This window comes from Mycolicibacterium tokaiense, assembly GCF_010725885.1.
Taxonomy (GTDB): domain Bacteria; phylum Actinomycetota; class Actinomycetes; order Mycobacteriales; family Mycobacteriaceae; genus Mycobacterium; species Mycobacterium tokaiense.
The window spans coordinates 1,890,677-1,904,164 of the sequence record NZ_AP022600.1 but is presented as its reverse complement, the minus strand read 5'-3'; the positions used below and the strand labels follow the sequence as shown (position 1 = coordinate 1,904,164).

Annotated in this window: 11 protein-coding genes; all 11 read right to left on the bottom strand. The window is 68.2% G+C overall.

Going from position 1 to position 13,488, the window contains the following annotated elements; genetic code table 11:
* Positions 1 to 7 precede the first annotated feature (7 nt).
* The 11 genes from fadD32 to glf all read right to left on the bottom strand — a co-directional run bounded on the left by fadD32 (position 8) and on the right by glf (position 13,374).
* Positions 8 to 1,897, bottom strand: a complete 1,890-nt coding sequence (fadD32, locus tag G6N58_RS09120; RefSeq protein ID WP_115278945.1) for a long-chain-fatty-acid--AMP ligase FadD32 — start codon at positions 1,895 to 1,897, stop codon at positions 8 to 10.
* A 190-nt stretch (positions 1,898 to 2,087) separates the two neighbouring features.
* Entirely contained in the window at positions 2,088 to 3,104 is a 1,017-nt protein-coding gene (culp6, locus tag G6N58_RS09115; RefSeq protein WP_115278946.1) for a carboxylesterase Culp6, read from the bottom strand.
* Positions 3,105 to 3,126: 22 nt separating this feature from the next.
* Entirely contained in the window at positions 3,127 to 3,609 is a 483-nt protein-coding gene (locus G6N58_RS09110) for a DUF732 domain-containing protein (protein WP_232067794.1), read from the bottom strand.
* 21 nt (positions 3,610 to 3,630) lie between these two features.
* The gene (locus tag G6N58_RS09105; RefSeq protein WP_068919426.1) at positions 3,631 to 4,491 is read right to left on the bottom strand and encodes an alpha/beta hydrolase-fold protein; all 861 of its coding nucleotides are present in this window, start codon (positions 4,489 to 4,491) and stop codon (positions 3,631 to 3,633) included.
* A gap of 109 nt (positions 4,492 to 4,600) precedes the next feature.
* Positions 4,601 to 5,653 carry an esterase family protein gene (locus G6N58_RS09100; RefSeq protein ID WP_068914439.1) on the bottom strand — a complete coding sequence of 351 codons (1,053 nt, stop codon included), beginning with the start codon at positions 5,651 to 5,653 and terminating at the stop codon, positions 4,601 to 4,603.
* A gap of 139 nt (positions 5,654 to 5,792) precedes the next feature.
* Positions 5,793 to 6,707 carry an alpha/beta hydrolase gene (locus G6N58_RS09095; protein ID WP_083231002.1) on the bottom strand — a complete coding sequence of 305 codons (915 nt, stop codon included), beginning with the start codon at positions 6,705 to 6,707 and terminating at the stop codon, positions 5,793 to 5,795.
* Positions 6,708 to 6,885: 178 nt separating this feature from the next.
* On the bottom strand, positions 6,886 to 8,838 hold the full coding sequence (gene aftB, locus G6N58_RS09090) for a terminal beta-(1->2)-arabinofuranosyltransferase (RefSeq protein WP_308213285.1): 1,953 nt from the start codon (positions 8,836 to 8,838) through the stop codon (positions 6,886 to 6,888).
* Positions 8,816 to 9,733: a decaprenyl-phosphate phosphoribosyltransferase gene (locus G6N58_RS09085; protein WP_115278947.1), complete on the bottom strand. Its 918-nt coding sequence runs from the start codon at positions 9,731 to 9,733 to the stop codon at positions 8,816 to 8,818. The genes aftB and G6N58_RS09085 overlap by 23 nt, the downstream gene beginning before the upstream one ends.
* Positions 9,730 to 10,254 (bottom strand): phosphatase PAP2 family protein, encoded by a 525-nt coding sequence (locus G6N58_RS09080; protein WP_115278948.1) that lies wholly within the window; start codon positions 10,252 to 10,254, stop codon positions 9,730 to 9,732. The genes G6N58_RS09085 and G6N58_RS09080 overlap by 4 nt, the downstream gene beginning before the upstream one ends.
* Positions 10,247 to 12,184, bottom strand: a complete 1,938-nt coding sequence (locus tag G6N58_RS09075; protein WP_115278949.1) for a glycosyltransferase — start codon at positions 12,182 to 12,184, stop codon at positions 10,247 to 10,249. The genes G6N58_RS09080 and G6N58_RS09075 overlap by 8 nt, the downstream gene beginning before the upstream one ends.
* Positions 12,181 to 13,374 carry a UDP-galactopyranose mutase gene (glf, locus tag G6N58_RS09070; RefSeq protein ID WP_115278950.1) on the bottom strand — a complete coding sequence of 398 codons (1,194 nt, stop codon included), beginning with the start codon at positions 13,372 to 13,374 and terminating at the stop codon, positions 12,181 to 12,183. The genes G6N58_RS09075 and glf overlap by 4 nt, the downstream gene beginning before the upstream one ends.
* Between the last annotated feature and the right edge of the window lie 114 nt (positions 13,375 to 13,488).

Sequence of the window (13,488 nt, the reverse complement as noted above, 5' to 3'; positions counted from 1 at the left end):
ATAGGGGTCAGTCCGTCTCGTCGGGGAAGGCGTTGGCCACCTTCCCGCTGCGCAGACTGCCGTCCAGGTATGCCGCCCGGCAGGCGCGCCGGCCGATCTTGCCGCTCGAGGTCCGCGGGATGGCTCCCGCGGCCGTCAGCAGCACGTCGCGCACCGTGACACCGTGGCGCACCGCGATGGCGGCACGGATGTCGTCGTGGATGGGTGCCTGATCGAGCTTGTGGGCGCCCGGAGCGCGCTCGGCGACGATCACCAGCTGCTCCGAGGTGTCGTCGGGATCCCGCTTGAGTCCGGCGTGGGCGTTGTCGAACACCTCGTCGGGCAACTGGTTGGCCGGTACCGAGAAGGCGGCGACGTACCCGGTGCGCAGCGCCTTGCTGGACTCCTGTGCCGAGTACTCCAGATCCTGCGGGTAGTGGTTGCGGCCGTCCACGATCACCAGGTCCTTGACGCGGCCGGTGATGTACAGGTCGCCCTCGTGAAACGCGCCGTAGTCGCCGGTGCGCACCCAGAAGGCGTCGTCGTCGGCGCCCTCGGCGTGCGACGGGGTGGTGCGCGACTTGAGGAGGTTCTGGAACGTCTCCTGGGTCTCGGCTTCCTTGCCCCAGTAGCCGGTGCCCATGTTCTGGCCGCTGATCCAGATCTCACCGATCTGCCCGTCGGGCAGTTCGGTGGCGGTGTCCGCGTCGACGATGACGGCCCACTCGGCGACGCCGACCTTGCCCGCCGACGCCTGCGCGACGGCCTTCGGCGAATCGCCGGGCACCTCGACGAAGCGGTGGTTGTTCAGCTCGTCGCGGTCGACGGTGACGATCTTCGGATGCTCACCGGCGGGCGTGGTGGAGACGAACAGCGTGGCCTCGGCCAGACCATAGGACGGCTTGATGGCCTGCGGCGGGAAGCCGTAGGGGCCGAACGCCTCGTTGAAGCGACGCACGGTGGCCGCCGAGATGGGCTCGCTGCCGTTGAGGACGGCCTTGCAGTTCGACAGGTCTATCTGCGGGTCGCCCTCCTTGGGCACCCCGCGGGCGGCGGCGTGGTCGAAGGCAAAGTTCGGGGCCACCGAGATGATGCCGCCGGTGTCCTCGGGCTTGCGGGCCATCTCGTTGATCCAGCGCTGCGGCCGGCGCACGAAGGCCGCCGGGGTCATGAAGGTGAAGTAGTGCCCGATCATCGGCGAGATCATCGCCGTGATCAGACCCATGTCGTGGAAGAACGGCAGCCAGGAGACACCGCGGTCGCCCTCTTCGCCCTCGAGGGCTTCGATGACCTGCACGACGTTGGTGGCCAGGTTCAGGTGGGTGATCTGCACACCGGTGGGGATGCGGGTGGATCCCGAGGTGTACTGCAGGTAGGCGATGGTCTCGCGGTCGATATCCACCGGCTCCCAGGTGGCACCGACCTCGACGGGAACCGCGTCGACGGCGATCACACGGGGGCGGTCCTTGGCAGGCCGGCTGCGGAAGAACTTGCGCACACCTTCGGCCGATTCCGTGGTGGTCAGGATGGCCGTCGGCGTGCAGTTGTCCAGCACGGCGTGCAGGCGGCCGACGTGGCCCGGCTCCGACGGGTCGAACAGCGGCACGGCGATGCGGCCGGAATACAGCGTCCCGAAGAACGCCACCAGATACTCGAGGTTCTGTGGGCAGAGGATGGCGACCCGGTCACCGGGTTGGGTGACCTGTTGCAGCCGGGCGCCCAGCGCCTTGTTGCGGGCGCTGAACTCGGCCCAGTTCAGGTCGCGGGCGACGCCGTCGCGCTCCACGGAGTAGTCCAGGAAGCGGTAGGCGAGCTTGTCGCCGCGGACCTTGGCCCAGCGCTCGATGTGGCGGACCAAGTTGCCATTGTCCGGAAAGGTGATGCGCCCGTCCTTGATGAATGGGTTGTGGAACGGCATACAACTCTCCTTTTAGAACATCTGGGCCGAGGCAGGCGGCGGCATGCACTGCCGATCTCGGCCCCCACCTCAAACCTCACAGATCGTACAGATCCGCGAATGCAAGTCGACGGACCGCAACGCGTGCAGGTCTTATTTTTTCCTTAATGTTACGGTCCGCTGACGCGGGCCGCCAAATCTGTGTGTCCCGTCAGCCGTGGGGTGGCTGCGGTGCGTTCTCGATCAGGCCGCGCGCCCAGTTCTGCGTCCACACCGTCGCCGGCTGGCCGTCGAGCTGCCAGAACTGCGGGGTGGCGTACAGCGCGTGCACGGGTTGACCCGCCCCGCCGAGCAGCACGTCGATGGTGGCCGGCAGGTTTACGATGCTGAACGCCTGCTCCGGAGCGGCGCAGATCAGGTCGCCGGACGCGCAGATCTGGTTGGTGCGGTCGTTGAGCGCACCGAAGCCACCCGGCCGCGGGCCCGTCATCGCCAGCCCCAGCGTGGACAGGGTCGGCACCTCGTGCAGCGTGATCTCCGCGCCCTGGCCCGGCGGGTTGGGCCCGACGTCCACACCGACACCGTCCTGGCGGCGGCCGTCGGCGATCAACGTCACACCGAGCACCAGGTCCTGGTCGACGGGACCGCGACCGTTGCCGATGTCGCTGGCGATGTCACCGGCGATCACCGCACCCTGGGAGAACCCGGCGATCACGTAACTGGTCAGCGGGCAGCGGGTGTTCATGTCGGTGATGGCCTTGATCGCCGCGCGGGTGCCCTCGGCACGGCTGTCGTTGTAGGACATCTGGCCGTCAGCGGAGAACGGATTGTGGAACTGCGCGGTGTACGGGACGGTGTAGACCTGCACCCGCTCTGCGGGGAACGACCCCGCGATGGGATTGGTGACGCCCAGCATCAGCGACCGCGGGAACTGGGTGGGGTTCAGCGGGTCGTCGGTGGGCGAGGACTCCCAGGTACCCGGGATCGAGATCATCTGCACGTCCGGGCAGCTGGCGTCCTGGAACGCAGGGCGCGGCTTCGTGCCCGGGGTGGTCTCCGTCGGGGGCACCGCCGTGGGCGGCACCGCGGTGGGCGGGCTCTCCGGCTGGCGCACCACGATGACCACGATCGCGACGACGAGGGCGACGGCGAGGGTGACGACGACGGCGGCCACCAGACCGAGAATCCGGTGCCTGCGCCGACGGGTATTACGGGACTTCTTGACCATGGGTAAAGGGGGGCTCTTCCGGTTAGCAGAGGCGGTCGGTGGCGATACGGATGTACTGCGCGGTGGTCTCGTCCACCTGGGCAGCGATCGCCGTCACCGCGGTGTTGGGGTTCATGTCGTGGATCTCGCCGCGCACCAGCGGGAACACGAAGTCCCAGACGCCCTGGTCACTCTGCCCGGCGTTACGCGCCTGGCAGACGTAGCTGCCGATCGAGAGCGCCATCAGGTCGCTGGAGCGACGCACACCGGAGCCGTTGAGCGCCTCGAGGTAGTCGTGCTGCCGCGGCGTGATGGACAGGTCGCGGGTGTTCGGAGCGCTGGGCAGCGTGGCATCCGAGCCGTTCGGGGAGGCCGGAGCGTCGGCCCGCGGCGGAGCCATGCTCGTCATCAGGTCCTCCCCCGACGAGCAACTCGAGATCACAGCCGCCGCCAGTGCGGAGAGCAGCGCCGTCGCCAGGATCGCAACGGACGCGCGCCGTCGTCGCGTTCCCGGGGTCAGCTGCACCCTTCCACGGTACCGGCTCGGTCAGGCGATAGCTGCGACGATGTCCGACGACATCGCGCCCAGTTGCGGCGCCCAGGAACCCCACCCGTGGTCACCGGAGGTGGGGAAGTCGAAGTGGCCGTTGGCGCCGCCGACGCTGCGGTAGTGCGCGTAGAACGTGCGGTTGCTGCCCTGGGCCTGGTCGGCGTAGCCGATCATCGCTGCCGGGTCGCTGGCGGTGGAGGTCTGCGGGCTGTAGACCCAGATCCGGGTGTTGTTGTCCACCAGCAGCTGGGTGTGCACGTCGGGGTCGTGCCACTTCCACCGCCCGAATTGTGCGGGGCCCCACATCAGGTTGGTGTCGGCGCCGCCGAAGCGCATCATCCCGTCGTGCAGTGCGCCGTTCATGAACGTGTTCGACGGAGTGAGGAAGCCCGACAGCGATCCCGCGTACCGGAACCGGTTGGGGTAGAACTCCGCCAGCGTGATCGCGGCCGTGCCGCCCTGGGAGGCCCCGACGATGGCGTGGCCGTCCGGTGCGAGGCCCTTGTTGGCCGCCAGCCAGTTCGGCAGTTCGGTGGCCAGGAACGTCTCCCACTGCTTGCCGCCGTCCTGCTCCCAGTTGGTGTACAGGCTCCAGGCGCCGCCGGCCGGTGCCACCACCGACACCCCCTTGCCGGCGAAGGTGTTCATGGCGTTGCCCGCCGTCACCCAGTTACTGACATCCGGTGCGGCGTTGAACGCGTCGAGCAGGATGACCGCGTGCGGGCCGCCGCCCTGGAAGGCGACGGGAATCGAGCGCCCCATCGCCGCCGACGGCACCTGCAGGTACTCGACCGTGTCGGCCTGCGCCGCGGGGGTGGCGGTGGCGAGCGCACCCATCAACACCAGCCCGCTCAGCATTGCCAGCAACTTGTTGATCACGAAAGGCAGTGTTGCACATCACGGGGTGCCGACAGACGACAACGGCGGTGACCCCGTGAGGTCACCGCCGCTGTTGACGAACTGCGAACTAGCCGCCCATGCTCGCCGGCTCGGCAGGCGCAGGAGCCGCCGCCGCCGGGTCGAAGGGCACTGCACCGAGCACGCGCTCGATGTCGGGCTTCATCATCTGCAGCTGCTGACCCCAGTACGGCCAGTCGTGCGTGCCGCCGTCGGGGAAGTTGAAGACGCCGTTGGTGCCGCCGGCAGCGGCGTACTCGTCCTTGAACGTCCGGTTGGTGCGGATGGTCAGGCCCTCGAGGAACTTGGCGGGCAGGTTGTTACCCGCGACGTTGCCGTTGACCTCGGCAGGCACACCGTCGCCGCAGTACACCCAGATGCGGGTGTTGTTGGCGACCAGCTTGTCGATGTTGACCATCGGGTCGTTGCGCTTCCAGGCGCTGTTGGGGTCCTCGGTCTTGCCCCACATGTCGTTGGCCTCGTAGCCGCCGGCGTCACCCATCGAGATGTTGATCAGGAAGGGCCACCAGCCCTCGGACGGGTTCAGGTAACCCGACAGCGAGGCGGCGTACTGGAACTGCTGCGGGTGGTAGATGGCCAGCGTCAGCGCCGACGATCCGGCCATCGACAGGCCCACGGCCGCGGTGCGGCTGGAGTCGACGCCCTTCTGCGAGGCCAGGTACGCGGGCAGCTCCTGGGTCAGGAACGTCTCCCACTTGTAGGTCTGGCAGCCGGTCTTGCCGCACGCCGGGGAGTACCAGTCCGAGTAGAAGCTGGACTGACCACCGACGGGCATGACCACCGACAGGCCCGAGCCGTAGTACCACTCGAAGGCCTGGGTGTTGATGTCCCAGCCGTTGAAGTCGTCCTGCGCGCGCAGACCGTCCAGCAGGTACACCGCGGGAGAGTTCGGGCCGCCGCTCTGGAACTGCACCTTGATGTCGCGGCCCATTCCGGCCGACGGCACCATCAGGTACTCAACGGGCAGCCCCGGACGCGAGAACGCGCCGGCGGTAGCCGACCCTCCGGCGGCACTCACGAGCCCCGGCAACACCGCTGCAGCGGCCACGGCCGCCATCAGCTTCCGGCCCCAGGTGCCGCGCACCTTGTCGACCAACTTCATAGACTTACCCATCCCATCCTTGGTTCTGCCGCACGCCATCGGAGGCTTCACGACTGGGCGACATTGCCCGGTCAGTCAACCACACCTTTGGTGATGCTTCTGCTTTCGTTCTGGTCAAACTGTGGCCTGACAGCACATTTCAGCTGTTCAGAGTGGCCAGTAGGTCCGGTTTCATGGCTTGGAGCTGACCGCCCCAATAGCCCCACGAGTGGTTGCCGGCGGGCGGGAACTCGAAGGTGGCGTTGCGGCCACCGGCCTCGGTGTACACCCGCTGGAAGCGCAGATTGCTCGCGATCGCCAGCGCCTCCAGACCGGTGGCGCTCAGGGCCTGGCCGGGGTCGCCGTTCACGTCGTCGATGGGCGTGGAGCCGCCGGGTGCGCAGTAGATCCACAGCCGCGTGTTGTTCGCGACCAGGCGTCCCACCTGGGCAGTCGGGTCGTTGCGCTTCCACGCCGGGTCCCACGGCGCGCCCCACATGTTGTCGACGTTGTAGCCGCCGGCGTCGAGCATGGCGATGCGGATGGCCTGCTGCATGAACGGCGTGGACGGGTTGAGGAAGCCCGACAGCGACGCCGCGTAGCGGAACTGGCCGGGGTGGTAGGCCGCCAGGATCAGCGCCGAACCGCCGGACATCGACAGGCCCACCGCGGCGTTGCCGGTTCGCGAGACACCCCTGGTCTCGAGGAAGGCGGGCAGTTCCTGGGTGAGGAATGTCTCCCACTTGTAGGTGTAGGGCTGGTTGTTGAACGTCGAGCGGCCGTACCAGTCGGTGTAGAAGCTGGACTGCCCGCCGACGGGCATCACGGTGGCCACACCGGTGTCGAGGAACCACTCGAAGGCCGCGGTGTTGATGTCCCAGCCGTTGTAGTCGTCCTGGGCGCGCAGACCGTCGAGCAGGTACACCGCCTTCGCGTTCGGGACGTTCCCTGGCTGGAACTGCACCCGCACATTCCGGCTCATCGCCGCGGAGTACACATCCAGGTACTCCACCGGCAGGCCGGGGCGCGAGAAGGCAGCGGCGCTGGGGGCCGCCACGAGCGCGGCACAGGCCATCACTCCGGCCAGGAGCGCAGTCGCCAGGCGCACGATTGCCGTCACGAGGTCACACCATCCGTTCGTTGTTCGGGTGGCACAGCTCGCGGGTGGTCACCACACATGACTGGGTATCGCTGCAACAACACTTCAGCGTTACCGAAAAGGGTCCGGTCGGCGAACACTGCGCCGACACACGTCATGGACCCGTTGCCGGTAACCCAGTGTAGGGGGTCTCGTCCAGGGCCGGCTCCGGCAGCCCGCAGCGCAGCAACTCGTACTCGGGCACTCGGTTGATGCGGTACTGCGTGTACAAGTAGGCGTTGAGCACGTTGGAGGCGAACCGGCGCGCGCCCAATGGATCCCGGATGGACTCCAGCACCGCCTCGGTGGCGGGGCACTTCAGCGCTGCCTCGGCCTGGATGATCCAGTTCTCGTCGATGTAGGACGGGATCCACTCGTCGGTCTTGAGGAAGGGCCCCTCGGCGATGGCCCAGTCCGCGTACAGGTTCTTGTCGTGGCCGATGCGGCCGTTCTCCAGGCGCTGGGTGTGCGCGGCCAACGGGTTGGCCAACCCGATCTGGTCGATGACGCGGACGTCGAGGCCGACGTTCATCGCCGTCATGCCCATGTTGGTGAAGAACACGGTGTGCGGGCCGACGTAGTTACGGCGTTGTGCCGCAGTCAGATCCGCGGGCGGCGGCACCGCAGGCACCACGTCCCACATGTCGTAGTTGCCCGAGGGCAGCAGCAGCGCACCGTCGGGGGTGTTGTTGATGGCCACCAGCATGGCCCGCATCCGCGGGTAGTCCAGATAGTCCGCGGCAGTCAGCGGATGCGCATGCCCGGTGGCCTGGGCGTAGAACCGCCGCTCGTCGACGATCCCGGAGTAGGTGACCTTGGTGGCGTCGGAGCCCATGCCCGGTGAGTTCGCCGCCCACACCGACCAACCGACCACCCCCACCCACAGCACGGTGGTGGCGCCGGCCAGCAGGTACCCGGCCTGCCGTAGCACCACCGGGATCACGGCCACCGGGGCCAGTAGGCAGAACAGCGGCGTGAGCAGCACCCGGCCGTGCATGAAATCGCCGCCCTGGCGCACCCAGTACACGCCCTGCAGCAGCCCGCTGACCACGAAGAACGCGACGATCACCGACGGGCGCTGCACAGCGCGGGCCAGCCTGCCGTAGCCGGCGGGCACGCTGAGTTCCCGCGGCGCGCGGCCCGCCACCACGGCGATCCCCAGACCCACCAGCACCACGGCCGGGATCCACAGCAGGTACGGCGCATTGAAGTTCGTCAGATAGGTCCAACCCTGGCCCCACTTGGCGCCGGAGGCGTCCTTGGCCACCGCGGTGCCCGGCACGATCAGCGCGTAGTAGCCCATCCGGAAGATCTGATAGGCCACCGGGAGCAGACCGCCGGCCACCAGGATCAGCGCCCGGGTGCGCCAGCTGCGCGCGGCGATCAGCATCAGCACCAGCGCCAGTCCGCCGATGAGGGCGAGCTCGGGACGCACCAGCACCGACAACCCGCCGACTGCGGCCAGGGCCGCGGTGAACCAGCTGCCGGTGGCGTCACCGGCGGTGCGGCCGCGGGCCGCCGCGGTGGCCGGTGCCTGCGCCCAGCACACCAGCATCCACCAGAGCAGCCCGAGATAGCTCAGTACCAAGCCGTTCTCCAGCCCGGAGGTGGCGAAGTCCCGCGCCGGCGGGATGGCGATGTAGACCAGCACCCCCGCGGGCAGCAGCAGCGCCTGCCTGCCGCGCAGTCCCGGGGCGTAGAGCCGCGCGGTGCCGAGCATGACCAGCACCACGCCGATGATGCTGAGGCCGTATGCCAGTGTGAGAGCGATGTATTCGAGGCGCACGGGTCCGCCCACCAGTGCGCCCACGTAGTTGAGATAGGTCCACAGCGTTGAGGTGTTGGACTCCACCCGTTCGCCGGCGTTGAACACCGGGCCGTTGCCCGCCAGCAGATTACGGACCGTGCGCAGCACGATCAGGCCGTCATCGGCGATCCAGCGCCGCTGCCAGGCACCCCAAGCGAACAGCGCGGCAGCGGTGAGCACGCTGCACGCCAGGCTGATCCGCACGGACCAGGTCAGCTGCTGCAGTCCCCCCCGGGGCTCACCCGAGAACGACGGCCGCACTGATGGTCCCGATCCACGCCACCGCCAGCAGCTGCAGGACGCGGTCGCGCAGGGCGATCTCCTCCGGCTCCCCGGCCATCCCGCCGTCGACGTCCACCGCGTAGCGCAGCACCGCCACCGTCAGCGGCACGATGGTCACCGCGAACCAGCCGGCCGAGGCGCCGTCGCGCTGGAAGGCCCACAGGCTGTAGCAGACCACCATGGCCGTCGCCGACAACGTCCACACGAAGCGCAGGTAGCTGGTGGTGTAGCTCTCCAGCGACTTGCGGATCTTGGCGCCGGTGCGTTCGGCCAATTGCAGTTCGGCATATCGCTTTCCGGCGGCCATGAACAGTGACCCGAACGCCATCACCAGCAGGAACCACTGGCTGAGTTCGACTCCGGCGGCCACCCCGCCCGCGATCGCGCGGATCAGGAAGCCCGAGGACACGATGCAGATGTCGAGCACGGCCTGGTGTTTGAGGCCGAAGCAGTAGGCCAGCTGGATGCCGATATAGACCGCCATCACCAGCGCCAGGTCCGGGGTCACCCACCAGGAGACGCCGAGGGACACCACGATGAGAACCGTTGCCAGCCCGTAGGCCAACTGTTGCGGCACCACCCCGGCCGCGATGGGCCGGAACCGCTTGGTGGGGTGCTGGCGGTCGGCCTCGACGTCGCGGGCGTCGTTGATCAGGTAGATCGACGACGCCGCCAGGCAGAACACCACGAACGCCACCACGACGTTGAGCAGCACGGCCTGGAAGTCGTAACCGACCCGCTCGTCACCGAGGGCCAGCACCACCGGCAGGAACACCAAGACGTTCTTGACCCACTGCCGGGGCCGCAGCGCCTTGACGATGCCGGCGGGCAGATTCTTGGGCGGCGCCCCGACCGGTGCGGCTTCTTCACTCACGACCGCGACTCCCTGTGCTCGAAAGCCTTCTGGACGACCTTGGCCGTGACGGCGCCGACAACCGCGCCGGTGGCCACGTCGGTGGGGTAGTGCACGCCCAAGACCATGCGGGACAACAACATCGGCGCCACCAGCACCACCGTCAACCGGCGGCCGGTGACCCGGCTCAGCAACATCGCCGCGGCCGTGGTGGAGGTGGCGTGCGCCGAGGGGAAGCTCAGCTTGCTGGGTGTTCCGACGTTGATCGCGACCGCCGGGTGGTGTGGGCGGGGCCTGCGTACCACCCGTTTGATGACAACGGCCGCGGCGTGGGCGGTGAAGGCACCGACCCCCACGGCCAGCCACTGCCGCCGCCGCGACGGCTGCGCCACGGCGCCGGCAGCGGAGACGGCGAGCCAGCCCAGGCTGTGTTCACCGAAGTGGGACATGGCCGTGGCCACCGGCAGCACGCCGGGCCGGTGCGCCAGCGCGGCCTGGACCGCCACCAACACGGCGTCCTCGCCGTGGGGCGTGTCAGCCATGGACCGACGATTCGAGCAGCACGGTCTCCCACTTCGGCGTGCTGGTGAGCGTGGGCACCGCAGCGCGGTAGACCTTGCGCATCCGGTTGAACCGGCGGGCCAGCAGCAGCTGGCGTTTCAGCGATTCCCGTAGCAGGGCGAACATCTTGTCCCGATCACGCTGCCGGTAGACGACGCCGCGACCGTCGGCGGTGGTGACCGTCACGCCGTCGACATTGCACAGCGAGAACCACCGGGCGTCCTGGGTGGCGACGTTGATCTGCGGACGCTGGTGATGTTGCGGGTCATGGGGTTTGAGCTGGTGCAGCAGCCCGCGGCCCAGCCGCCAGCCGATGGGCACCGGGCCCACCGGAATGGTCACCTTCTTGCGCCAGCGCTTGTCCGACGGGGCGGGCAGCGCGGTGGCACTCGGCAGCACCACCGCGTCCGGGAAGGTCTGGCGCATGGCCCGCACCTCGGGCAGCGCCGACTCCAGGATGGAGAAGATGTGCTCGGGGCCGGCCAGGAAATCGTCCATGGCCTTGTTCTGGATGGCGACGGTCGAATACTCCAGGCACAGCAGGTGTTTGCAGGTGGCCTTGAAGTGACTGGCGATCAGGCCCCGGATGTTGCCGTCCCAGTGGATGGCGGCCACCACCAGGCGATTGCGCAGGTGGAAGTAGGCCTGCCAGTCGATGGCATCGTCCTTGTCGCTCCACGCCATGTGCCAGATGGCCGCACCGGGAAGGGTGACGGTGGGGTAGCCGCGCTCGCCGGCGCGCAGGCCGTACTCGGCGTCGTCCCACTTGATGAACAGCGGCAGCGGCTGGCCCAGCTCCTGCGCCACCTGGCGCGGGATCATGCACATCCACCAGCCGTTGTAGTCGACGTCGACGCGCCGGTGCAGCAGCCGGCTGCGTTCGGATTCCTCGTCGGCCAGCGGGTACTTGGCGAAGTTGTGGTCGTACTCGGTATTGATGGCGTTGGTCCACATGAAGTTCTGCGCGGCCACCATCTCGCCCATCACGTGCAGGTGGCTGGGCTCCTGCAGGTTGAGCATCTGACCGCCGACCAGGGTCGGGGTCTTGGCGAACCGGCTCAGCGCCAGGGCCCGCAGGATGGAGTCGGGTTCGACGCGGATGTCGTCGTCCATGAACAGGATCTGCTCACAGTCGGTGTTCTTCAGTGCCTCGTACATGACCCGGCTGTAACCGCCCGACCCGCCCAGGTTGGGTTGATTGTGGATGCTGAGCCGGTCGCCGAGGGCGGCGGCCGCCGCGGCGAAGTCGGGATGGTCGACGGCCTTCTTGTTGCCCTGGTCGGAGACGATGACCGCACTGATCACCTTGTCCACCAAGGGGTCCGAGGTCAGCGCCGCCAGAGCGTTGACGCAGTCCTCGGGCCGGTTGAAGGTCGGGATGCCGACGGCCACGTTGGCCCGGCCCGGCGCGGGCACCGGGGCGTACCAGCCGGCGTGGTGCAGGGTGGAGCCGGCGTCGGTGGTGATGTCGAACCAGATCCAGCCGCCGTCTTCGAACGGCGTCAACTCGACGTCGAACTCCACCACCGCAGGCGCGTCGGCCGTGCCGCCGGAGACCGGGGCGCCGCCGACGGTGATGCGGGCGCCGGTGGCCTTGGAGCGGTAGACGTCCACGCGGGCGCTGCCGGTCAGTTCGACCCGCAGCACCACCGACTCCAGCACCGACCAGCGCCGCCAGTAGCTGGCCGGGAAGGCGTTGAAGTAGGTGGCGAAGGACACCTCGGACTCGGCGCCGATCTCCAGCGTGGTGCGGGTGGGCGCGTGGGCGCGCCGGGCGTTGGTGTCCGACTCCTCGATGTAGAGCTTGCGGACGTCCAGCGGTTCACCGGGGCGCGGCAGGATGACGCGCGAGAGCAGGCTCACGGCGCGCGACTCGTCGGCGGCCAGTGCGCCGGAGGGGATGTCACTCATGGATTCTCTGTGCCTGTCTCACGCAGCGGCGCACCGTCGACGAGGTGCGGCGCCAGGGTGTTGTCGTACATGGTGAGTGCACTGGCGATGGCCATGTGCATGTCGAGGTACTGGTAGGTGCCCAGCCGGCCCCCGAAGAGCACCTTGGCCTGCGCGGTCTCCGCGACCGCGCGTTCGCGGTAGGACGCCAGCAGCGCGCGATCGGCCTCGGTGTTGATCGGGTAGTAGGGCTCGTCGTCGTTTTCGGCGAACCGGGAGAACTCCCGCATGATCACCGTCTTGTCGGTCGGGTAGGTCCGCTCGGGGTGGAAGTGGCGGAACTCGTGGATGCGGGTGTAGGGCACGTCGGCGTCGTTGTAGTTCATCACCGGGGTGCCCTGGAAGTCGCCGGTGTCCAGCACGTCGACCTCGAAATCCAAGGTGCGCCAGCCCAGTCGACCGTCGGCGTAGTCGAAGTAGCGGTCCAGCGGGCCGGTGTACACCACCGGGGCAGCGGGGTTCTGGGCGCGCAGTTGCTCGCGCACGTCGAACCAGTCGGTGTCCAGGCGCACGTCGATGCGCTCATCGGCGGCCATGTTCTGCAGCCAGGCGGTGTACCCGTCGACCGGCAGGCCTTCGTAGGTGTCGTTGAAGTAGCGGTTGTCGAAGGTGTAGCGCACCGGCAGCCGGGTGATGTTGGCCGCGGGCAGTTCCTTCGGGTCGGTCTGCCACTGCTTGGCCGTGTAGTCCTTGACGAACGCCTCGTACAGCGGGCGGCCGATCAGGGAGATGGCCTTCTCTTCCAAGTTCTGGGCGTCGGCGGTATCGATCTCGGCCGCCTGTTCCCGGATCAGGGCGCGAGCCTCGTCCGGGGTGAAGTAGCGGCCGAAGAACTGGCTCACCAACCCCAGCCCCATCGGGAACTGGTAGGCCTGCCCGTCGTGCATGGCAAATACGCGGTGCTGGTAGCCGGTGAAGTCGGTGAACTGGCGCACGTAGTCCCACACCCGCTTGTTGGACGTGTGGAACAGGTGGGCGCCGTAGCGGTGGATCTCGATCCCGGTCTCGGGTTCGGCTTCGGAATAGGCATTGCCGCCGATGTGCGGGCGCCGCTCGACGACGAGGACACGTTTGTCCAGCTGCGTTGCGACGCGCTCGGCGATGGTCAGGCCGAAGAATCCGGACCCGACTACATACAGGTCGTAGGTCATCGGCAGTCAGGGTATCCGACCGCGGCGCACGTGCCGATCACGCCGCGGTGGAGCACCGGCTCGCAAACCCACCGTTACCCGACCGTTGCGCACCTGGCCCGGCGGGTGCGCCCG